The organism is Cupriavidus sp. D384 (assembly GCF_001652915.1).
Classification (GTDB): Bacteria; Pseudomonadota; Gammaproteobacteria; order Burkholderiales; family Burkholderiaceae; genus Cupriavidus.
The window spans coordinates 240,999-262,895 of record NZ_BBQI01000102.1 but is presented as its reverse complement, the minus strand read 5'-3'; the positions used below and the strand labels follow the sequence as shown (position 1 = coordinate 262,895).

Below are 21,897 nucleotides of genomic sequence, written 5' to 3'. Positions count from 1 at the left end.
GTCCGCCCTGGTAAGAGACGCCAAGAAAAGCGCGCCGTGGAAAAAGACCGCGTCCGGAACCGGTTACGAAGATTTCCTGACGCGCAGATACCACTCCACCAAAAGTCGAACCTGCTTGGGGGTATAGCCTTTCTCAACCATCCGGTTGACGAAGTTCTCGTGCTTTTCCTGATCCTCGCGCGACGACTTGGCATTGAACGAGATCACCGGCAGCAGATCTTCCGTGGTGGAGAACATGCGCTTTTCGATCACCATCCGCAGCTTCTCGTAGCTGGTCCAGACCGGATTCTTGCCCCCGTTGTTGGCACGGGCCCGCAGCACGAAGTTGACGATCTCGTTGCGGAAATCCTTCGGGTTCGAGATACCGGCCGGCTTTTCCACCTTCTCCAGTTCGTCGTTCAACGCATTGCGGTCCAGGATCTCGCCGGTATTCGGATCGCGATATTCCTGATCCTGGATCCACAGGTCGGCAAACACGACGTAGCGGTCGAAGATGTTCTGGCCATACTCGGAATACGACTCCAGATACGCGGTCTGGATCTCCTTGCCGATGAACTCCACATACGGCGTGGTCAAGTACTCCTTGATATACGACATCAACTTGGCTTCCTGCTCCGGCGGGAACTGCTCGCGCTCGATCTGCTGTTCGAGCACATAGAGCAGGTGCACCGGATTGGCCGCCACCTCGGTATTGTCGAAATTGAACACCTTCGACAGCACCTTGAACGCGAAACGTGTGGACAGGCCGTTCATGCCTTCGTCGATGCCGGCGTAGTCGCGGTACTCCTGGTACGACTTCGCCTTCGGGTCCACGTCCTTGAGGCTTTCGCCGTCGTAGACGCGCATCTTCGAGAAGATGTTCGAATTCTCGGGCTCCTTGATCCGCGTGAGCACCGCGAACTGCGCCATCATCTTCAGCGTGTTGGGCGCGTTGGGCGCCGCCGACAGCGAACTGCTGCGCAGCAGCTTGTCGTAGATCTTCACCTCGTCGGACACGCGCAGGCAGTAAGGCACCTTGACGATATAGATCCGGTCAAGGAATGCCTCGTTGTTCTTGTCGGCCTTGAACGTCTGCCACTCGGCCTCGTTCGAGTGCGCCAGGATGACGCCATCGAACGGAATCGCGCCAAAGCCCTCCGTGCCCTTGTAGTTGCCTTCCTGCGTGGCAGTCAGCAGCGGATGCAGCACCTTGATCGGCGCCTTGAACATTTCCACGAACTCGAGCAGGCCGCGGTTGGCCAGGCAGAGGCCGCCGGAATAGGAGTAGGCATCCGGATCGTCCTGCGGGAAATCTTCCAGCTTGCGGATGTCGACCTTGCCGACCAGCGACGAAATGTCCTGGTTGTTCTCGTCGCCGGGCTCCGTCTTGGAGATGGCAATCTGCGCCAGCACCGACGGGCGCAGCTTCACCACGCGGAACTTCGTGATGTCCCCATTGAACTCGTGCAGCCGCTTGACGGCCCAGGGCGAAGGAATGGTATTCAGGTAGCGCACCGGAATGCCATAGTCCTCCTCCATGATCTTGCCGTCCTCTTCCGGAGAGAAAAGGCCCAGCGGCGATTCATGGATGGGCGAACCCTTGAGCGCATAGATTGGAATCTCTTCCATCAGCGCCTTGAGCTTCTCGGCCAGCGACGACTTGCCGCCACCGGGAGGCCCAAGCAGATACAGGATCTGTTTGCGTTCTTCCAAGCCCTGCGCCGCGTGCTTGAAGAAGGAGACGATCTGCTCGATCGTGTCTTCCATCCCATAGAAGTCGCGGAACGCCGGATAGACCCGGATAACCTTGTTGAAGAACAGTCGGGACAGGCGCGGATCGTGGTGGGTATCCACCAGTTCAGGCTGTCCGATAGCGGCGAGCATGCGTTCGGCGGCGGTCGCGTAGGCAGCAGGATCCTTCTTGCAGATCTCCAGATACTCCTGGATGCTGTATTCCTCTTCCTTGCGAGCTTCGAAGCGCGTGGCGTAGTGGCCAAAAATGTCCATACCTCACTCCCGTCAGAGTCCCACGTCCGAGGCGAAGGTAGTTCTACTCCCCTAAGACTTCGCGGCAACTTTGCTGTTCCGCCACCCCGGCTTGGTGGAGTTGCCAAGTTGCGAAGTCTTTACTTCATCATAGTCAAATAACGGCGAAGGTGAATCCGGAGTTGACCGTGTGTTGCTGTCATTTCAGTCGCTGCAATGCACGCTCATGACATGCACAAACTGCGACTGGACACTCGTTTCATCACCCCGCTGCGACGGGCCATTGACCATGCTTGTGACACACATTACACCTTTCACGTGCGTCCTGCACAGCGTGTTGTGTAACGACCGATCAAATCCAGAAACATCTGACACGCACTGTCGGCCATGGTCCTACACCCATGTTTCCACTGTGAATGGACAACGTTGCGGCCGACATCGTGCAAATGCATGATTTGCACCGCTTTTCGCATATCGACCTGCGCAATTTCCGCCTGCCGATGCCGTGCGTTGCCCCACGCATCGATTCAGTCCGTTCCGTACAGACACCATGCGATGCCCCTGCGCCCGCCGTGGCGACATCGTCGCTGCGACCACTCGTCGCAGTTGGCACGCGTCAGCACTGTCAGGCCGAGAGTGCCAGCCGCTTGATGGAAGACCGCCTCCGGCACGTGCGTGCACCGCTTTAGCGTTGGAAGCCGCCCGTATCGCACAGTCCGGGTGCGTGAAGCCACCGCGAATGGGGGACGAGCAGAATGCGTGCCACGCGCGCATGAATTGCTGCAGTGCAGCGCGTGGCACAGGGTGAGGCGAGGGGCGAAGCGAGGAGAGACGCGCGGATAATACGGAAGGGGCGAACGCCCCTTGCCTCTGTCAGATCGGGTCCCAGTTGATCACGTCCGGCGAGCGATCCAGCTTGAAGAAGCTCGAACGCATGGCCGGCATGGCGATCTCGGCCACCGTCTCGGGGGTCCAGCCCTCGCTGGTATGCACCGAGCGCACCGGACGCGGCTGGCTCATCAGCATGATTTCATTGGCGCGCACGGCAAAGATCTGGCCGTTCACTTCGCTGGCGGCATCGCTTGCCAGGAACACCGCCACCGGCGCGATCTTGCCGGCCTCCATCTTCTGCAGGCGCTGCACGCGGGCCTTCTCCTCGGGTGTCTCGGCCGGGATCGAGCTGGTCATGCGGCTCCATGCGAACGGTGCGATGCAGTTCGACCGCACGTTGAAGCGCGCCATGTCCAGCGCAATGGATTTGGACAGCGCGGCGATGCCCAGCTTGGCGGCCGAGTAGTTGGCCTGGCCCAGGTTGCCGATCAGCCCCGACGTCGACGTCATGTGGACGAAGGCGCCGCTTTCCTGGTCCTTGAAATAGTTGGCCGCCGCACGGCTGACGAAGAACGTGCCATGCAGGTGCACGTCGATCACCGACCGCCATTCTTCCTCGTTCATCTTGAAGAACATGCGGTCACGCAGGTTGCCTGCGTTGTTGACCACGGCGTCGATGCGGCCGAAATTGTCGAGCGCGCACTGGACGATGGCGTTGGCGCCCGCCCAGCTGGACACGCTGTCGGTATTGGCCACGGCCTCGCCGCCAGCCGCCCGGATTTCCTCCACCACGCGTTGCGCCGGGCCGGCGTCGCCGCCTTCCCCGCTCATCGATACGCCCAGGTCGTTCGCCACCACGCGCGCACCGGCCGCAGCCATGCCAAGCGCGATCCCGCGCCCAATGCCACCGCCCGCGCCCGTTACCACCACGACCTTGCCTGCCATCATTCCACTCATCTTCGCCTCCTTGGGTGCGAGATTGCCGGGTTCCGGAACGTCACCCGTTCTATTGCCAAGGCGGATACGATAAATTGTCGGCGGAGTTTCTGGAATTCACGAATGACAAAAGTGGGCTTCACGCTCGCTGAACCCATGCACTACGACCTGACCGACCTGCGCCTCTTCCTTAACGTGGGCGAGACCGAAAACCTGACCCGCGCTGCAGAACGCAGCTTCCTGTCCCTGCCAGCCGCCAGTTCGCGCATCAAGCAGCTGGAAGAGTCCTTCCAGACCCAGTTGCTGATCCGCCAGGTCAAGGGCGTGCGGCTGACGCCCGCCGGCGACGAATTGCTGCGCCATGCCCGCGAGGTGTTCCGCCAGCTGGAATGCCTGCATGCGGACCTGCGCCCCTATGCCAAGGGTGTCAAGGGCCGCGTGCGGCTGCTGGCGAACACCACGGCCACCAACTCGTTCCTGGCAAATGGGCTGTCGCGCTTCCTGTCGGAAAACCCCGATGTCGACGTGGAACTGGAAGAACATCTGTCCGCTGATATCGTTTCGGCGGTTGGTACCGGTGCCGCCGACCTGGGCATCGTGGCGGGGGAAGTCGCCACGGCCGACCTGGACACCATGCAGCTCTGCAGTGACGAACTGATCGTGATCGCGCCGGTCAACCATCCGCTGCCAGCCTTCAAGGCGCTGCATTTTGCCGACCTGCTCGACACCTGCCGCTTCGTGGGCCTGAACCAGTCGTCAGCCATCCAGTCGTTCCTGGACCGCATTGCCAGCGGGATGGGCAAGCGCATCAGCCTGCGCATCCAGGTGGGCAGCTTCGACGCCGTGTGCCGCATGGTCGAGGCCGGCGCAGGCATCGCCATCGTGCCCAACAGCTGCGCGCGGCGCTACGCCAGCCGCAAGGTGCTGCGCTTCATCCGGCTTGAAGACGACTGGGCGCGGCGCGAACTGCGCCTGGTGCGCCGGCCCGGCCGCGAACTGCCGCAGTTCGCGGAAACCCTGATCCGCTACCTGGCCGACGCGGCGAGAGAGCCGGTCTGACCGCAAAAGGATAAGGGGGCCGGCGGCCCCCTCCCCTTGCCGCTCCGGCGTCAGACGCTGGATCGGCATTCAATCCCAGTCCGCACTCAGTCCGCACTCACCCCGGCGGCCTTGATGATCGGCGACCATTTGTCGATCTCCGATGCCAGCCAGCTGTGCAGCGCTTCCGGCGTCTGCTTGTCCGCCGGCACGATCACCGCGCCCAGATCCTTCATCCGCGCCACCACGGCCGGGTCCTTCAGCGCCGTGCGCAGCGCGCCATTGAGCTTGTCGATCACGGCCGGCGGCGTGTTCTTCGGCGCGTAGATGCCGTGCCATACCTTGACCTCGAAGCCCTTCAGACCGCCCTCGCGCAGGGTGGGCGCGTCCGGCAGCGCCGGGATGCGTTCGGCCGTGGTCACGCCGTACAGCTTGACCTTGCCAGACTTGATATGGGGCAGCGTCTGCGTGGTCTGGTCGCAGAGGACATCCACCTGGCCGCCCAGCAGTGCGGTCAGCGCCGGTGCCGTGCCCTGGTAGGGAATCGTCTGCAGGTCCACGCCGATCGCCTTCTGGAACAGCATGCCGCACAGCTGCGACACGGCGCCCAGGCCGGCGTTGGCCAGGTTCACCTTGGTCTGGTTCTGCTTGATATAGCTGACCAGTTCCGGCAGCGTGTTGGCCGGCAGGTCATGGCGGCCCAGCAGCGTCATCGGCACGTCGGCCACCTGCCCCACGAACGAGAAGTCGGTCAGCGGCTTGTATGGCAGCTTCGAATACAGCGCCGGGGCCGTTGCCATGCCATTATGGTGGATCAGGATCGTGTAGCCGTCGGGCGCGGACTTCGCCACGTAGGCGGCCGATACGGTGCCGCCGGCGCCGAGCCGGTTTTCCACCACCACGCTCTGGCCCAGCGATTTCGACATGGCCGCCGCCACCGAGCGCGCCACCACGTCGGTAGGTCCGCCAGCGGCAAACGGCACGACCATGGTGATGGGCCGCGAAGGATAGACGTCCGCCGCCCGCGCGACGCCAGGCGCCACAGCCACCAAAGCGGCCGCCGCCAGTGCGGCCCAGGTCACGGTTGCTGAAAGTTGCCGGTAGCACATCATTGACTGTCTCCTGTCTGCGCGTATGGCACGCGTCTGGTTGTCCTGGAATCGTGACCCGCAGGGTGCAAGCATTGGACGCTGCACACAATTCCGATTTGCCGAAGGGAGGACACGGCCCGGGAAAAGCCACGGGAATACCCTAAGCCGATCCCCGGGCCCATCCCTAAGCCGGACAGAAGCCGCGCTTCAGCAAATGCGAATGTTGCTGCCGCGGCGGCTCGGGAATAATGGCCTCACCCCCGACATAGACGGACATTGCCATGCACGCAGCACAGGACCAAGACCAGATTTACCCCGAAATCCGCGAGGCCGTACGCGACCTCTGCCTGCAGTTCGACTCCGCGTACTGGCAGCGCATCGAGGAACACAACGGTTTTCCTGAAGAATTCGTCCAGGCGCTGACCCAGGCCGGGTGGCTGTCGGCGCTGATTCCCGAGGCCTACGGCGGGTCGGGCCTGCCGCTGACCGCCGCGTCGGTCATCATGGAAGAGATCAACCGCAACGGTGGCAATTCCGGCGCCTGCCACGGCCAGATGTATGTGATGGGCTGCCTGCTGCGCCACGGTTCCGACGCGCAGAAGCAACGCTGGCTGCCCGGCATCGCCTCGGGCGAACTGCGCATGCAGTCGATGGCCGTGACCGAGCCCACCACCGGCACGGACACCACCAAGCTCAAGACCACGGCCGTACGCAAGGGCGACAAGTACGTGATAAACGGTCAGAAGGTGTGGATCTCGCGCGTACAGCACTCCGACCTGATGCTGCTGCTGGCGCGCACCACGCCGCTGGACCAGGTAAAGAAGAAGTCCGAAGGCCTGTCCGTGTTCGTGGTGGACCTGCGCGAAGCCATCGGCAACGGCCTGACGGTCCAGCCGATCCGCAATATGGTCAACCACGAGACCAACGAGCTGTTCTTCGACAACCTGGAAATCCCGGCCGAGAACCTGATCGGCGAGGAAGGTCGCGGCCTGAAGTACATCCTCGACGGACTGAACGCCGAACGCATCCTGATTGCCGCCGAATGCATCGGCGACGGCTACTGGTTCGTGGAGCGCGCCAGCGGGTATGCCCGCGAACGCATCGTGTTCGACCGCCCCATCGGCCAGAACCAGGGCGTGCAGTTCCCGATCGCGCGCTCCTACGTCAACGTGGAAGCCGCCAGCCTGATGCGCTACAAGGCCGCGCAACTGTTCGACGCCGGCAAGCCGTGCGGCAAGGAAGCCAACATGGCCAAGCTCCTGGCGGCCGATGCCTCGTGGGAAGCCGCCAACGTCTGCCTGCAGACGCATGGGGGCTTCGGCTTTGCCGCCGAATACGACATCGAGCGCAAGTTCCGCGAAACGCGCCTGTACCAGGTGGCGCCGATTTCCACGAACCTGATCCTGTCCTACGTGGCCGAGCACGTGCTCGAACTGCCGCGTTCGTTCTGACCGCCCGACGCCAACGCCGAACATGCCCAACGAAACCTACCCGACGCGCCAGCTCTGCGAGTTCCTGGCGCAACTGAAGCTCTCCGACGTCCCCGCGCCCGTGATCGAGCGCACCAAGGACCTGTTCCTCGACTGGATCGCCTCGGCCATTGCCGGCAAGGACGCACCGGCAATCCGCCGCATCCAGGAATTCGCTGCCGCCATGGGGCCGCAGTCCGGCGATGCCGAGGTCTTCGTCGACCGCCGCCGCACGTCGCCCTACTTTGCCGCGCTGATCAACGGCGCGTCGTCGCACGTGGTGGAACAGGACGACGTCCACAACGGATCGGTGCTGCATCCCGCTGCCGTGGTGTTCCCGGCCGTGGTGGCCGCCGCGCAGGCCGAAGGCAAGACCGGCGCCGAGGTGCTGCTGGCCTCCATCGCCGGCTACGAGGCCGGCATCCGCATCGGCGAATTCATGGGCCGCTCGCACTACCGCGTGTTCCATACCACCGGCACGGTCGGCACCCTGGCCGCCGCCGCCGCCGTTGCCAAGCTGTACGGGCTCGATGCCGACGGCATCAACCAGGCGCTGGGCTCCGCGGGCACGCAGGCAGCCGGCCTGTGGGAATTCCTGCGCGATGCGGCGGACTCCAAGCAACTGCATACCGCCAAGGCGGCCGCCGATGGCCTGCAGTCGGCCTGGCTGGCCCGCGCGGGCTTTACCGGCGCGAAGCAGATCCTGGAAGGCGCGCAAGGCATGGCGGCCGGCATGTCCAGCGACGCCAACCCCGCCGCCCTGACCGACGGGCTGGGCACACGCTGGGCCACCGCGGAAACGTCATTCAAGTTCTTTGCATCGTGCCGCCACACGCACCCGGCGGCCGATGCGCTGAAGGCGCTGATGCAGCGCGAAGGCCTGCAGGCCCAACAGGTCGACGCCGTGACCGCGCACGTGCACCAGGGCGCCATCGACGTGCTGGGTCCGGTGGTGAACCCGGTCACGATCCATCAGGCCAAGTTCTCGATGGGCACCGTGCTGGGCCTGGTGGCCGTGCATACGCATGCCGGCCTGGGCGAGTTCGAGCAGCATGCGTTGCAGGACCCGCGCATCGCGGCGTTCTGCAACAAGGTGACGATGGCGCTGGACGACGAGATCAACGCCGCCTATCCGCGCCAGTGGATCGGCCGCGTGACGGTACGCACCACCGACGGCCGCTCGCTGGAAGCGCGCGTCGACGTGCCCAAGGGCGATCCCGGCAACACGCTGTCGCGGCCGGAACTGGAAGCCAAGGCGATCCAGCTGGGCGCGTTCCGCCATGGCGCCACCGAAGCCGAGATGCGCACCATCATCGACCGCGTATGGCGCCTGGACCAGCAGGCCAACGTCAACGACTGGCTGCCCGCACCGCGCCAGACTGCCCGCTAACCGCCCACTGGTAACCGACCATCATCGCCATGACCACCCCTACGCTAGAACAACTGCGCGAATGGATCGGCCGTTCGGAATCGCGCACCGAAACGCTCGCCGCCGAGCCGGTCCAGGCGCTCGCGGCCACCTTCGATCTCGATGGCGCGGCCATCGCCAGCCAGCCGCTGCCGCCGCTGTGGCACTGGCTGTACTTCCTGCCGCGCGCCCCGCAGCACACGCTGGGACAGGACGGCCATCCCACGCTGGGTGGATTCCTGCCGCCCGTGCCGTTGCCGCGCCGCATGTGGGCGGGCAGCGAGCTGTCTTTTCACCGGGGGTTGCGCGTCGGTGAAACCGTCACGCGGACATCGACCATCACCGACGTCCAGCACAAGGCCGGCCGCACCGGCGAGCTGTATTTCGTGTCCGTGGACCACGTGTATACGGCTGGCGGCGAAACCGCGCTGACCGAACGTCACGACATCGTCTACCGCGCCATGCCGCCGAAGGGGCAGGCCCAGCCGCCGCGCCCGGCACTTGAGCAGGCCGCGCAGTTCGGCCGCACGCTGCAGGCCGACCCCGCGCTGCTGTTCCGCTTCTCTGCACTGACGTTCAACGCCCACCGCATCCACTATGACCTGGACTACGTGCGCGATGTGGAAGGTTATCCCGGCCTGATCGTGCATGGCCCGCTGCAGGCCATGCTGATGCTGGAACTGCTGCGCCACGAGCGGCCCGCCACCCGCGTGAAGCGCTTCGGCTTTCGCGGGCTGGCGCCGTTGTTCCACCAGGACACCGTGGCCGTGGGCGGCGCCGACGACGTCGGCACGCCGGGCCGGGTGCTGCTGTGGACCGGCGACAACGCCGGGGGCCAGGCCATGTCCGGCTGGGCGGAAACCGAAGACCGAGTCTAGTAGCTGAGCGGGTTCAGGGTCATCATCAGCTGAAGCGGCGGGTTGTCGCTGTCACGGCTGCCGAAGGTGTAGACACGGTCGCCGTTGCCGCGCAGGCAGAACGCGATGGTGTCCTTGCCTTCAGCGATAGCTTCGTTGATGGCCTTGCTGACCTTGAACGTGCGGTACTGAATCACGTTGTCCAGGTACATGTCCGCCATGGTGCCCTCGCAGGGCGGCGCATTGCTGGCCGTGATGGTGTCCTCCGTCCAGTCCGTCGACACGCGGTACACGCGGATGATGGCCGCCGTCTTGTCGGTGGTGTTGCCGCCGTAGACCCGCAACTGGTAGTCGGGCGTGAAGCGCGACGGCACGTTGATCGCGCCTTGCGGGATGCGGAACTTCATGTAGATCATCGACTCCGGCGAGGTGCCCCCGGGCCGCTGGGCGTACAGCGACAGGTCATTGCCGAAGTTCTTGTCCGCGGTGTCGCCGCCGCGCACGGTGGCGTCGCCAAGCGGCTCGCTGTACGCGTAGGGTATCTGCCTGTTGCAGAGCCGGCCGGCGTTCAGGCAATAGTCGGCCATGTAGCGCAGCGCCTCGTCACGCCATCCGTTGAAGAAGTCGGCATGCGCGGTATAGAGCGTGCCCCAGTTCTGCGCCACCACGCGGCCCTGCGCGTCGAGCGTGGGGTCCATCGACAGCCTGGCCTCGGTCAGGTCGGTCACCTGGCCGATCATGTAGGCCAGATTGAAGTTCACCTCCGGAATGTGAACCGGGTGGGTGGCCGGGCAGACGCCCTGCTTGTCCGGATACACGACGTTTTCGGTCACGCCCTTGACCGGCGCCAGGTTCCTGCCGTCCCAGCACGTCGGGAAGTAGATGCCGATATTCAACTGCGTGCCCTTCTCCGGATCGGGCACGCAGTTCGTGGGAATCGTGTTCGTATAGCCGCGCCCGGTGCAGAGGAACGAAATCTTCGGATTGGGCAGCGAGCCGTTGTGGTCGCCGGCCAGCATCCGCAGCCCTGCCGGCAGCGGCTCCACGCGCACGCGCCGCGACGCCGGGATGGCTTCGTTCGTGTAGTAGGTCTTCTGGTATTTCGGCGGCACGATCGTGCCATCGGGCAGCTTCAGCGCGGGCGCCCAGTACGCCGTGGTATCGGCCGCGTTCTCGCATGTCGTGCCATGTTCGGCACGCAGCGTCTCGGATGTGGACAAGGCGTTGGCCGTCGTGTTGCCGAGAAAGTCGTGGATCATGGCAATCCCGGGCTTGCCCGGATACACGATCGGATCGTCCGCCAGCGTGTGAGAGTACTCGCAGATGACGGTGGCGTCGGCGTTGGCCACCGTTTGCGCGGCCACGCCGCCCGTCATCGCCAGGCCGCAGCACAGTGCGGCCCAATGCATTCCCGAGTTCTTCATGATGTGCCCCCTTGGACGAAGTACGCAGGGTCATGCTGCTGCGCGTCCGTCACGGGGGCAATGGAACACCATGGAGCATCATGGGTCAGCTCCGGCCCATGCCGGGCCGGGCTGCGGTCGGGCGGGAAACCCGCTCAGATCACCAGTTCGATCAGGAACGGCCCCTTGCGCTGGTTGGCCGACTGGAACAGGTCATTGAACGCGTCCATGTTGTCGGCGCGTGCCGCTTCGACGCCCATGCCGTTAGCCATCTTGACCCAGTCGAGGTCCGGGTTGCCGATGTCCAGCATGTCCATGGCCGTCTTGCCCGGATTGGCACCCACACCGGCCAGTTCGCCCAGCAGGATGGCGTACTTGCGGTTGGCAAGCAGCACGATGGTGACGTCGAGCTTCTCGCGCGCCATGGTCCACAGCGATTGCAGCGTGTACATGCCCGATCCGTCGGCCTGCAGCGCCACCACGCGGCGATCCGGCGCGGCAATGGCGGCACCGGTTGCCAGCGGCAGCCCGGCACCGATCGCGCCGCCGGTCAGCTGCAGCCAGTCGTGCGGTGCGGCGTGGACGGTGCCCGGATAGAATGCGCGGCCAAAGCTCACGCTTTCCTCCACCACCACCGCATGCTCGGGCAGCAGCGCGGTCAGCGACTGGGCCACGGCTTCGGACGTGATGGCACCCTTGGCCGCTTCCACCGGCATGGCCGCAGCGGCAGGCAGCTGGGCATTGCGGGCGCCAAGTTCATCGGCCAGGCGCGCCAGCGCTTCGCCCAGGTCTTCCTCGGCGCGGGCCAGCACATGGATCGCCGCATCTTCCGGATACGGCCGCGGCGACTTGCCGGGATAGGCAAAGAACGTGACCGGGGTCGGCGCGCCCACCAGAATCACGTTGCGGATGCCGGCAAGCTTCTGACGGGCAGCGTCGCCCGAGTACGGAATCCGGTCGATTGCCAGCCGGCCGCGGCCGCGCGTCACGCGCGAGTTCGACATCGGCGTGATCAGGCGGGCATCGGTAGCTGCCGCGATGCGATGGGCATCGGCCAGCGCGCCTTCGCGCAGCGCACTGCCTGCCAGCACGATCAGCGTGGGCTGGCCGCTGCGCAGGATGCGCGCGGCGTTCTGCACGGCATCCGGCGACACCTTCGGCACGGCCAGCGGCGGCAGCGGCGCCGCCACCCGGCCGCCGTCATCCCAGCATACGTCGGACGGCAGGATCAGGCTGGCCACGCCACCGGGCGCGCCGCGCGCCGCCTGCACGGCCACCGCTGCATCGGCACCCACCGATGCGGCATGCGTGGCGGTGCGCGTCCACACCGAAACGGGCCGCGCCCAGCCTTCGGTATCGGCCGTCAGCGGCGCGTCGAGCGGGCGATGGTACGTGGCCTGGTCGCCAATGATGTTGACGATCGGCGTCTGCGCGCGGCGAGCGTTGTGCAGGTTCGCCAGGCCGTTCGCCAGGCCGGGCCCGCAATGCAGCAGCGTGGCGGCGGGCTTGTCGGCCATCCGCGCATAGCCATCGGCGGCGCCCGTCACCACGCCTTCGAACAGGCCCAGCACGCAGCGCATGCCGGGAATGCGGTCGAGGGCGGCCACGAAGTGCATCTCGCTCGTGCCGGGATTGGCAAAGCAGGTGTCCACGCCACAGGCCAGCAGCGTCTTCACCAGGCTTTCTGCGCCGTTCATCTTGTCTTGTGTCTCCATCTTGGGGTTCCGTGCGGGTTGGCGGTTGTCAGCAACGATTGGCGAGCAGGTCGAAATCCAGGCAGACGTACTCGGTGGGAAATTCGATACGGGCGTAATAGACGATCACATCGTCCACGCAGGCAAAGCGGCGCAGTTCGGCCACGGGCGCGCCCACGGCCAGTTCCAGCGCACCGGCGCACTCGGCACCGGCCGGCACGATGGACAGGCGCTGCCGGGCGGCATTGACCTTGAGTTCGGGAAAACGGTCGAGCACCGGGACCGAGGCGCCCTGGCGGAACGCCTCGGGCTCGCGCGCAAACACATCGGCGGCGATATAGACCTCTCCCACGGCAAAGGGGCGGCCTTCGAGCCGGTGCGCGCGGCGCAGGAAATGGTAGGCGTCGGCCCGCCGGCCGTCGCAAGGCATGCCCAGATCGTCGGGCAGGGCGACGTCGGCGGTGGATTCCACCATGGCTTCGGTGGATAGCTGATCGCCCACGGCCACGGCCTGGTCCCAGCTGATGGGCAACGCCAGCGGCCGGCGCGCACGGCCGGCGGCCTTGACGAAGGTGCCGCGGCCGCGCGAGCGCGCCACGAGCCCTTCGGCATCGAGCTGGGAAATGGCGTGATGCATCGTCATGCGCGCCACGCCGTACTGGCGGCACAGGGCATCGAGCGATGGCAGCTGCTCGCCCTGGCGCCACGCGCCGCTTTCGATCTGTCGGCGGAAAATCGTGGCGAGCTGCAGGTAGACGGGCTCGCGGCTGCGGGAAAGAAGGTCGGTGGCGTCCGGCATCGGGTGCGACATGGCGCGGCCGATGCCGGCGCATGACTGCACCGGCGCATCAGGCCGATACCGGACTCTATTAAAAGTCTAGCTGGCTAGACTACTAGGGTTTACGCCCCACCCGTTCCACCCTGCGGGCCGGGGGCGCCCCAGCCGCGGCAAGGACGCGACTCAGGCCGCCGGCACGGCAGCCAGCGCAAACCCGTCGTTGCTCGCCGCGTCGGCCTGCGGACGCAGGCCCAGGCCCACCGCCTGGCGGATCGATGCAGCCAGCGCCTGCTTGCGTCGCCAGGCCGAACGCTTTTTCGACGCCACTTCGGCAATGTCGCGCTCGGGCTGCTGCACCGGCACCTCGAAGTCGCCGTTGGGCAGTGCCGTGCCGTGGTATTCCATCCAGAAGCTTTCGTAGTCGGCCTGGATCTCGCGGGGCCGGTGCCGCTGGCGCCCCACGTGATTGGCGCGCGATACCGCCACGATCCGGCCTGCTCCAACCTGACCGGCCAGCGCCAGCAGCGCCTGCATGAGCGCGTCCTTGGGCCGAAGTCCTTCGCACGCCTTGGTGGCAGCGCGGATCCAGTCCAGGCTGGCGTGATTCATCGGCCCCTGCAACCCGCCTATATAGAGTTCCACGCCCTCGGCGGCGCGTCGCAGGTAAAAGCTGAGTTGCGCCAGGCTGGCTCCGGTTTCGTTATCGATCCAGTACAGCCCGAGTTCGCCTTCCTTGGGATTGGGCCCGGAGTCGGTCAACCGCAGCGTGTAGCGGCCGTCACCGAAGGTCCAGTCCAGCCCGCCGCTCAGGTAGATGCGGTCGCACACACACACCGGCAATGTCTCGTGCATGACGGCAAAGTGCTCCAGCACCAGCCGGGCACGCTCGCCGAAGCACAACCCATAGGCGCCAAGCGGCCGGAACGGCTTTTCAAGCACCAGCGGGCGCTCGGCGATCACGCGCTGCAGCAACGCGCACGACGACGCGGCGCGCAGCCACGGCTGGGTGGCGCTGCGGCTGACGGCCGAAAGCGCCACAAGCTTGATCCGGCGCGACAGCCATTTGCGGCTGCCGGTGGGATAGCAAAATGCTGAAATCGAAGCGACCGTGCCCAGATAGCGCACATAATCGCCCGGCAACAGGTAAAGGATTCCCCCTGCGTGGCTCTGAAGGCCCTGCAGATATGAGACTGGTCCATGCACGACTGACTGCTCCCCTGGTTGGCGTGCCGGCGATTCTATGAGACCTGGATCCAGCAGACCTTGATCTACGATACCTTTGGCACGCAATGACGACCCTCGCCGTCGCTGGCGAAATCCGGCGCGACGCGCGCCGACCTGCCCTTTATTGGAAGAATTCGTGGGGTGGCGGCCGGCTAGTAATAATCCGTAACGCGTTGAAATATTATGCGTTGACGCTGTTACAAATCTTCGACAATCGCGTCACAGTCTCAGTGGGTCGCGTGCAGGCATAAAAAAGGCGGAGCCCTGAGGCTCCGCCTTGTCTTCGTCACGCGTGTCCGCGCATGACGCGTGCCTGCGCCCTGAGGGCCGGGGCACGCCGGGTTACCAGCGTGCGTCCCGTTCCCAGGCCTTCATTTCTTCTTCCGCCCGTTCCTTGGTATAGCCGTAGCGTTCCTGGATCCGGCCGGCCAGCTGGTCACGCTTGCCGTTGATGACGGTGATGTCGTCGTCGGTCAGCTTGCCCCACTTTTCCTTGATCTTGCCCTTGGCCTGATCCCATTTACCTTCGATCTGGTCCCAGTTCATATCTGGCTCCTTCGTGTCAGTGGACTGTGGATCATCTGCGTTTCGGCGTCACGTACGTGCCGGTTCGCGCGTTGCCCGTGTCATGCGAGCAGTCTTACTTGGCGTACTTGGCCTTTACGTTGGCCTGGCACTTGTCCTTGGCATCGCCGGACATCGCATCGCACTTTTCCTTGTCAGCCTTGTAGGCGGCGTCGGTAGTGTCCTTGCGGGCATCGGCGCGAGCCTCGGCCACATCGGTGCTGGTGCCGGTGGCGGCGGCCTTGTCGACCTTGGCCTCGCCCAGGGCGCGTTCGTGCGATGCCTTGGCTTCCTTCACGCACACGTCCTTGTCGTTGCCCTTCTTGTCGTCGCACATTTCCTTGGCCACGTCATAGTCGCGGTCGGCCTTGGTCTTCATGGCCTTGGCGTGGGCCTTCTCCGTACCGTCGCGCTTGGCTTCGGCATTGGCCTTGGCAACGTCATGGTCGCGCTTGGCTTCGGCCTTGCAGACGTCCTTGGCATTGCCGGACATCCCGTCACATTTGGTCTTGGCCGTCTTGTAATCGGCATCGGCCTGCTTCACGGCGGCGTCATAGTCCGCTTTCGAGCCAGCCTGCGCATAGGCCATGCCCATCGGCGCGGCCACCATCAACGAACATACTGCTGCACTCAGCCACTTCTTTGCGATCATGTCGTGCTCCTTTCTCGAGGTGGATACCTGTCAGGCCCGGCAATCTCCGCGATGAAACCGCTGGATTGCGTTGTGGCCCTGCTGTAGTTGCAGGTTATGTTTTGCCACCCCGGCAAAGCAGAAGTCCGCTGCTGAAACATTCGTAAGACAATTCCCACAACATCACATTTGCTTAATGCAAGTGGCACCGCGTGCGTCGCGGTTCGAGACAGCCGGGCAATGAAAAAGGGCCGGCATGGACCGGCCCCGGGCAATGACTGAGGCGCATGCGCCTGGCCCTTAAAAGCGGTGTCGATGTCAGTGCGGCACGGAGTCGAGACCGGTTTCCTTCACCACGGGCTGTGCGGCAGGCGCCGCCAGGTATTCCAGCAGGGCCCTGGCCTCGGCCGGGTGGTCTGCCCTGACCGGCACGCCGCCGGCAAAACGCGTGACGGACTGCACCTCCTCGGGAATGCGGCCGGCAAACGTCACACCCGGCACGGGTAGCAGTTCGGCCACCTGCTGGAAGCCGATTTCGTACTGACCATTTGCCACCGTCGACGCCACGGGGATCTTTTCCACCTTCTTCGCCTTGGCCGCCAGCGACGGCTCGCCAAGCTTCGCGAACAGTTCACGCTCCACGTAGACACCGCTGGCGCTGTCCGAATACGCGATCGACCTGGCCTGCACCAGCGTCTGGCGCAGGGCTTCGACCGTGCGGATATCGGGCACTGTCGCGCCCTGGCGCACCACCATGCCGATGCGCGAATCCGCCAGTTCCACCCGCGACTGCGGATCGACCACACCCTTCTTGATCAGGTCGTCCAGCGCATAGCCAACCATGATGACCACGTCGGCATGTTCGCCACGCGCCAGCCGGTTCGGGATGGCTTCGGGAGACTTGCCCATCGACGGCCCGTGTTCGGTGTGGAGCCGGGCGCCGCGCTGCGCCGCGTAGTCTGGCGCCAGCTTCTGATAGGCAGCCGTAAATCCGCCAGAAATCATCACGCGCAGATCGGTCGACTGCGTGGTTGCCTGCGCATGGGCACCCGGCGCCAGCAGCATTGCCGAAGCGGCGCCCGCCGCCATCCAGATCTTGATCATGTTCTTGTGTCTCCCTGTGGGCCAAGCCGTGCATGGAACCGCAGGAATATAGAGACGGCAGGCCATCGCAGCCAAGTCACATTTCAAGAAGACCACTTCACGAATAGTGAAGACCTGCCCTGCCGCAACCGTGCAATGCGCCGCTTGCGTTTTGTAGCGATCGATCTATAATCGCTTCCACGGTTTCATACAGATCGATACAAAACGAGATCCACCATGGCACGACCCCGACAATTCGATGCGGACGCGGCGCTGTCCGCCGCCCAGGCGACGTTCTGGGCCAAGGGCTATCACGCCACGTCCACGCGTGAACTGACCCAGGCAATGGGCCTGACGCAGCCGAGCCTGTACAACGCGTTTGGCGACAAGCGGCAGTTGTTCATGCAGGCACTGGACGACTACCTGAACCGCACGCTGCGCGAGCGCATTGCCCGCATCGAAGCCAGCTATCCGCCCGCACAGGCGCTGGTGAAGTTCTTTGCCGAAAGCGTCGAGCGCGGTGCCACCGAACTGCCGCACCGTGGCTGCATGCTGATCAACACGGCGCTGGAAGCCTCGAACGAAGACCCCGAACTGAAGGCTGCAGTAGCGCTGGAACTGGCACTGCTGCGGGCCTTCTTCGAACGGGCCATTCGCGCCGCGCAGGCCGAAGGCACCATCGCAGCCAGCCATGCTCCCGGCGATGCGGCCGCCATGCTGCTGTCGCTGCAGGTGGGCATGCGCGTGCTGTCGCGCGTGATGCCGGATCGTGCCCTGCTGGAGGCTTCGGTGCGCCCCGCGCTGGCGTCACTGGGCCTGCAGGCAGCAGACAGCCCGCCGGCCTAGCACCCCAGCCCCGGCCCTCCCATTGATTCGCACGTACCCCGCGCGGCCTTCCGCCGCGTGGCGGAGACGTTCGCCCTCGACATTCGCGAAGGAAGATCCATGTCACAAGACGCCCCCGCCGCCCCGGTTCCGCGCCCCCTGCCCGACGCCCGGACGCTCGACACGCGCGCCCTCCATGCCGCGTTTGCCGGTTTGTCCGCCAGCCTGGTGGCGATCGGCCTGGCCCGCTTTGCCTATACGCCGCTGATCCCGTCGCTGATCCAGGCCCATTGGTTCAGCGCGGCAGATACGGTCACGCTGGGCGCCGCCAACTTTGCCGGCTACCTGGCTGGCGCACTGCTGGGGCGCCCGCTGGCCGCGCGCCTGTCCAACCGCCATGCATTGCGCTGGCTGATGGTGGCCGTCACGGCGGCATTCTTTGCCTGCGCGTTTCCGTTGTCGGTGGGCTGGTTCTTCGTCTGGCGCTTTCTCTCGGGCCTGTCGGGCGGCGCGATCATGGTGCTGGTTGCCACGGCCATCCTGCCGCATATCGCGCCGGCACGACGCGCCTTTGTCAGCGGCATGATCTTCCTCGGCCTGGGTCTCGGCATCGCCGCATCGGGCACGCTGGTGCCAGAGCTGCTCAGACTCGGGCTGCGCACCACGTGGTTCGGCCTCGGCGCCGTGGCGCTGTTGCTCACCGCACTGAGCTGGGCGGGCTGGCCCGCCACCGACGTGCCATCAGGCATGCCGGCAGCCACCCCGGCGGGCCACCATGCGGCCGACGGCGCGCTGGCCTCGCATCGGCGCACGTTGCGCGTGATCTACGTCCAGTACGCGGCCAATGCGCTGGGGCTGGTGCCGGCCATGATGTTGCTGGTCGATTACGTGGCACGCGGCCTGGGCCAGGGTGCGTCGGTGGGCGCCGGATACTGGGTGCTGTATGGCATCGCCGCGATTGCCGGCCCGGTGGTCAGCAGCTGGCTGGGCGGCCGGATCGGCTTCGGCCGTGGCTACCGGATCGCCATGGTGCTGCAGGGGCTGGCGGTGGGGCTGCTGGCGCTGTCGCACCAAACGGTGGCGCTGTGTGCGGCAACGATCGTGCTTGGCGCCTTCACCCCGGGCATCGTGCCGATGGTGCTGGGCCGCGTGCAGGAACTGCTGCCGCACGATCCCACGGCGCAACGCGCCGCCTGGAGCCGCGCGACGGCATCGTTTGCACTGTTCCAGGCCTTGGGCGGCTATGGCTACGCCTGGCTGTTCTCGCACACTCACGAGAACTACGCGTTGATCTTCGCGTGCGGCGCGGTAGCCATGGCCGTGGCATTCGTCGCGGACTTCACCGTCCGCCAGGCGGCTCCGGCGCGCGCCCAGGCATGAACCCGGACGGCGGCCTCAGCTGCCGTCCGCGAATTTCTGCAGCAGCCGCATGAACTCGTTCAACTCGCCCTCGGAGAAATTGCGCAGGCGATGATTCAGCACTTCCGGCGCAATATGGGGCAGCTGCGCCGCCACGTCCCTGCCCTTGTCGGTCAGGATCAGATGGATCACGCGCCGGTCCTCGTCGCTGCGCTGCCGTTGCAGCAGGCCCTTGTTTTCGAGCTTGTCCAGCATGCGCGTCATCAGGCCGGTGTCGATGCCCAGCAGCCGGCTCACCTCCAGCGGCGTGCTGGCCGCCCCGCGCATCAGCGACAGCAGGATGCCCATCTGCTGGGCGGTGATATCCAGCGGGCGCAGCGCGGCGTCCATCTCCATGAGCAGGCTGTTACGTGCCCGGTTCAGGTGAAAGCCGACACTTTGCGTTAGCTGGAAGTTTTCGCGTGTGTAGTGTTTCACGGCATTTCAGGCAAATCAGGAAATGCCAATGTATCTGAGGCGTCAGAAAAAGAAAAGGACGCAACAGGGCCTCTGCCCGGCTTCTGCCGCTGCCGATCGTTTCCAACCGTTTCAGATCGGACGATTCAGATACGTGCCGACGCGCCGCCCGCGCCATCAGCCCCGAGTCATTCGATATCACGCCGGCAGCGACACCACCACCTCCAGCCCGCCCCCTTCGCGTTCGCGGAATGACAGCGCACCGCCGTGCAGCCGCGCAATGCGGTCGACGATGGCAAGCCCCAGGCCCGTGCCACCCTCGCCATGCGTATTGCGGCCCCGGCTGAAGGGTGCGCGAAGCTGCTCCAGTTCGGCCGCTCCCAGCCCCGTGCCGCGGTCGCAGATCGCCACATGGGCCTGCCGGCCGTCCTGCCAGGTGCGCACGAAAAGGCCCGTCTTGCCGTACTTGATCGCGTTCTGCATCAGGTTCATCAGCATGCGCAACATGCTGGTTGGCCGATACACCACCGGGTGCAGCGGCCCCAGGTCAAGCTCGAATTCGTGCCCCAGCCCGGCGAAATCGGCCGCCAGCTGGCTAACCAGCGCATTGAGGTCGCCCGGCTGCGGCGCCTCTTTCTCGCCGCTGCCGGCGTAGTCCATGAACTGCTGCAGGATCATGTCGATGTGGTCCAGATACCCTTCCACCGATGCCACGAACGCATCGTCGGTGCCTCGCGGCAATGTCATCGCCATGGCCAGGCGCAGCTTGGTCAGAGGCGTGCGGATGTCGTGCGAGACACCCGCCAGCATCAGCGCGCGCGTCTTCTCGGCCTGGCGCAGCGCCTCGGTCATGTCGTTGAAGGCGCGACTGACCTCGGCGATTTCGGTGGGCCCATGGGTCGGCAGGTCATCGGGCATATCCCCCGCATGGATGTGGTTGGCCGCCTGCGCCAGATCCTGCAACGGCCGGTTGATATGGCGCTGGAGCAGGTAGCCGGTCAGCGCCGCCAGCAGCGCCAGCGCCGCCGACAGCGCAATGGCGGCCGTGATGCCGCTGGCCTGCGCATCGGCCGTCATCGGCAGCGCGATCCATGTGGGCGATCCGGCGGCGTGCACCTGGATCCAGAGCTTTTCGTCCTCGTCGCTGCCTTGCCAGCGCACATCGGTATCCCGTGACAGATCGCGCCGCAGCGCCCGCATGAACACATCGCGCTGCCAGGTGCGGAACAGGTGGGCGGCATCGGCGCCGGGCGTTTCGCCGGGCGGCGGCTCGCTCTGGCCGCCCATGCGTGCCACGGCCGCCTGGGCCTCGCCGGCCGGCATGGAGCCGAGCGCGCGGTCCATCAGCGTGACGTAGTGCGAGAACACGGCGGCGGCGCGCTCCACACGCGGACGCTGCACGTAGTGCAGCAGCACAAACAGCGAACAGGCCTGTGTCAGGAACACCAGGATCACCAGCAGGACGATATTGCGCGCCAGCAGCGAGCGCGGCAGCACGTGGCGCATCATGCGTCCACGCCAGCCACCAGCATGTAGCCGACGCCCCAGACGGTCTTGATGAAGCGTGGCTTGGACGGATCTTCCTCGACGATCTGGCGCAGCCGCAGGATCTGCACGTCGATGCTGCGGTCCAGCGCGTCATGGTCACGGCCGCGGGCCCGGGCCAGCAGGTTCTCGCGGCTGACCGCGCGATTGGGCGACGACCCCAGCGCATGCAGCAACAGCATCTGGGCCGAGTGCACCTCGACGGGTGCCCCGCCGCGTGTCAGCGTCTGCTTGCCGACATCGAAGCGGAATTCCCCGAAACTCAGGGTCTGGCTGGTCACCGTCGGGTCGCCCGCGGCAATCTTCTGGCGCCGCAACAGTGCGCGGATGCGGGCCACCAGTTCGTCGGGCAGGAACGGCTTGGCAAGGTAGTCGTCGGCGCCCGTATCCAGGCCCACCACGCGGTCGGCCGGGTCGCCCTTGGCCGTCAGCATCAGGATGGGCAGGGTCTGGCCTTCGGCCCTCAGCCGGCGGCAGATCGTGAGCCCGTCCTCGGGCTCCATCATCAGGTCGAGCACCAGCAGGTCGTAGGGCTCGCGCTGCAGGTAGCGGTTGAGTTGCTTGCCGTCGGCCACGGCCCGCACCTGGAAGCCATGGCCGGTCAGAAAGCGCTGCAGCATGTTGCGCAGCTCGGCCTCGTCGTCGAGCACGATGATGCGGTGTCCCTGCTCCATGGCGTCCCTCCGGTTCTTATGGTTCTGATGCTGGACTGACCCGCCGCCTGGCGTTGCCCCTTCACG

General features: G+C 65.4%; 19 protein-coding genes. 6 read left to right on the top strand and 13 right to left on the bottom strand.

Annotated features, from left to right (window positions below; genetic code table 11):
• Nucleotides 1–63: 63 nt before the first annotated feature.
• Nucleotides 64–1,986: a PrkA family serine protein kinase gene (locus tag A9J21_RS27230; RefSeq protein ID WP_066741164.1), complete on the bottom strand. Its 1,923-nt coding sequence runs from the start codon at nt 1,984–1,986 to the stop codon at nt 64–66.
• 852 nt (nt 1,987–2,838) lie between these two features.
• Nucleotides 2,839–3,753, bottom strand: coding sequence for an SDR family NAD(P)-dependent oxidoreductase (locus tag A9J21_RS27220; RefSeq protein WP_066741160.1), 915 nt, complete (start codon nt 3,751–3,753; stop codon nt 2,839–2,841).
• 135 nt (nt 3,754–3,888) lie between these two features.
• On the opposite strand from A9J21_RS27220, the gene A9J21_RS27215 reads away from it, so the two are divergent.
• Nucleotides 3,889–4,791: a LysR substrate-binding domain-containing protein gene (locus tag A9J21_RS27215; protein ID WP_066741263.1), complete on the top strand. Its 903-nt coding sequence runs from the start codon at nt 3,889–3,891 to the stop codon at nt 4,789–4,791.
• A gap of 86 nt (nt 4,792–4,877) precedes the next feature.
• On the opposite strand, the gene A9J21_RS27210 is transcribed toward A9J21_RS27215, so the two are convergent.
• The gene (locus A9J21_RS27210; protein WP_082926635.1) at nt 4,878–5,882 is read right to left on the bottom strand and encodes a tripartite tricarboxylate transporter substrate binding protein BugD; all 1,005 of its coding nucleotides are present in this window, start codon (nt 5,880–5,882) and stop codon (nt 4,878–4,880) included.
• A gap of 260 nt (nt 5,883–6,142) precedes the next feature.
• On the opposite strand from A9J21_RS27210, the gene A9J21_RS27205 reads away from it, so the two are divergent.
• Genes A9J21_RS27205 through A9J21_RS27195 form a run of 3 tightly spaced genes read left to right on the top strand, consistent with a single transcriptional unit; the run spans nt 6,143 to nt 9,616 of the window.
• Nucleotides 6,143–7,312, top strand: coding sequence for an acyl-CoA dehydrogenase family protein (locus A9J21_RS27205; RefSeq protein WP_066741158.1), 1,170 nt, complete (start codon nt 6,143–6,145; stop codon nt 7,310–7,312).
• Nucleotides 7,313–7,334: 22 nt separating this feature from the next.
• Nucleotides 7,335–8,720, top strand: coding sequence for an MmgE/PrpD family protein (locus A9J21_RS27200; RefSeq protein ID WP_066741157.1), 1,386 nt, complete (start codon nt 7,335–7,337; stop codon nt 8,718–8,720).
• Nucleotides 8,721–8,749: 29 nt separating this feature from the next.
• Nucleotides 8,750–9,616: a MaoC family dehydratase N-terminal domain-containing protein gene (locus tag A9J21_RS27195; protein ID WP_066741155.1), complete on the top strand. Its 867-nt coding sequence runs from the start codon at nt 8,750–8,752 to the stop codon at nt 9,614–9,616.
• Here the strand turns inward: A9J21_RS27195 and A9J21_RS27190 are convergent.
• The 7 genes from A9J21_RS27190 to A9J21_RS27160 all read right to left on the bottom strand — a co-directional run bounded on the left by A9J21_RS27190 (nt 9,613) and on the right by A9J21_RS27160 (nt 16,954).
• Nucleotides 9,613–11,019 (bottom strand): DUF1996 domain-containing protein, encoded by a 1,407-nt coding sequence (locus tag A9J21_RS27190; protein WP_082926634.1) that lies wholly within the window; start codon nt 11,017–11,019, stop codon nt 9,613–9,615. The genes A9J21_RS27195 and A9J21_RS27190 overlap by 4 nt on opposite strands.
• Before the next feature lie 134 nt (nt 11,020–11,153).
• The gene (locus A9J21_RS27185) at nt 11,154–12,695 is read right to left on the bottom strand and encodes an acetolactate synthase large subunit (protein WP_066741259.1); all 1,542 of its coding nucleotides are present in this window, start codon (nt 12,693–12,695) and stop codon (nt 11,154–11,156) included.
• 46 nt (nt 12,696–12,741) lie between these two features.
• Nucleotides 12,742–13,491, bottom strand: coding sequence for a GntR family transcriptional regulator (locus tag A9J21_RS27180; protein WP_066741257.1), 750 nt, complete (start codon nt 13,489–13,491; stop codon nt 12,742–12,744).
• A 162-nt stretch (nt 13,492–13,653) separates the two neighbouring features.
• On the bottom strand, nt 13,654–14,673 hold the full coding sequence (locus tag A9J21_RS27175; protein WP_066741151.1) for a DUF535 family protein: 1,020 nt from the start codon (nt 14,671–14,673) through the stop codon (nt 13,654–13,656).
• Nucleotides 14,674–15,036: 363 nt separating this feature from the next.
• Nucleotides 15,037–15,240 carry a CsbD family protein gene (locus A9J21_RS27170; RefSeq protein WP_066741149.1) on the bottom strand — a complete coding sequence of 68 codons (204 nt, stop codon included), beginning with the start codon at nt 15,238–15,240 and terminating at the stop codon, nt 15,037–15,039.
• A gap of 94 nt (nt 15,241–15,334) precedes the next feature.
• The gene (locus A9J21_RS27165; protein ID WP_066741255.1) at nt 15,335–15,907 is read right to left on the bottom strand and encodes a hypothetical protein; all 573 of its coding nucleotides are present in this window, start codon (nt 15,905–15,907) and stop codon (nt 15,335–15,337) included.
• Nucleotides 15,908–16,207: 300 nt separating this feature from the next.
• Nucleotides 16,208–16,954: a substrate-binding domain-containing protein gene (locus A9J21_RS27160; RefSeq protein ID WP_066741253.1), complete on the bottom strand. Its 747-nt coding sequence runs from the start codon at nt 16,952–16,954 to the stop codon at nt 16,208–16,210.
• A gap of 255 nt (nt 16,955–17,209) precedes the next feature.
• Here A9J21_RS27160 and A9J21_RS27155 point away from each other — a divergent pair, with 255 nt between their 5' ends.
• Both A9J21_RS27155 and A9J21_RS27150 read left to right on the top strand, forming a co-directional pair.
• Entirely contained in the window at nt 17,210–17,818 is a 609-nt protein-coding gene (locus A9J21_RS27155; protein WP_066741147.1) for a TetR/AcrR family transcriptional regulator, read from the top strand.
• Nucleotides 17,819–17,917: 99 nt separating this feature from the next.
• Complete coding sequence (locus tag A9J21_RS27150; RefSeq protein WP_066741146.1) at nt 17,918–19,177, top strand: YbfB/YjiJ family MFS transporter; 1,260 nt, start codon at nt 17,918–17,920, stop codon at nt 19,175–19,177.
• Between the two features lie 15 nt (nt 19,178–19,192).
• Here A9J21_RS27150 and A9J21_RS27145 read toward each other — a convergent pair whose 3' ends face one another.
• The 3 genes from A9J21_RS27145 to A9J21_RS27135 all read right to left on the bottom strand — a co-directional run bounded on the left by A9J21_RS27145 (nt 19,193) and on the right by A9J21_RS27135 (nt 21,831).
• On the bottom strand, nt 19,193–19,633 hold the full coding sequence (locus tag A9J21_RS27145) for a MarR family winged helix-turn-helix transcriptional regulator (RefSeq protein WP_066741141.1): 441 nt from the start codon (nt 19,631–19,633) through the stop codon (nt 19,193–19,195).
• Between the two features lie 177 nt (nt 19,634–19,810).
• Nucleotides 19,811–21,118 (bottom strand): ATP-binding protein, encoded by a 1,308-nt coding sequence (locus tag A9J21_RS27140; RefSeq protein WP_066741252.1) that lies wholly within the window; start codon nt 21,116–21,118, stop codon nt 19,811–19,813.
• Nucleotides 21,118–21,831, bottom strand: coding sequence for a response regulator (locus tag A9J21_RS27135; RefSeq protein ID WP_066741139.1), 714 nt, complete (start codon nt 21,829–21,831; stop codon nt 21,118–21,120). The genes A9J21_RS27140 and A9J21_RS27135 overlap by 1 nt, the downstream gene beginning before the upstream one ends.
• Nucleotides 21,832–21,897 lie beyond the last annotated feature (66 nt).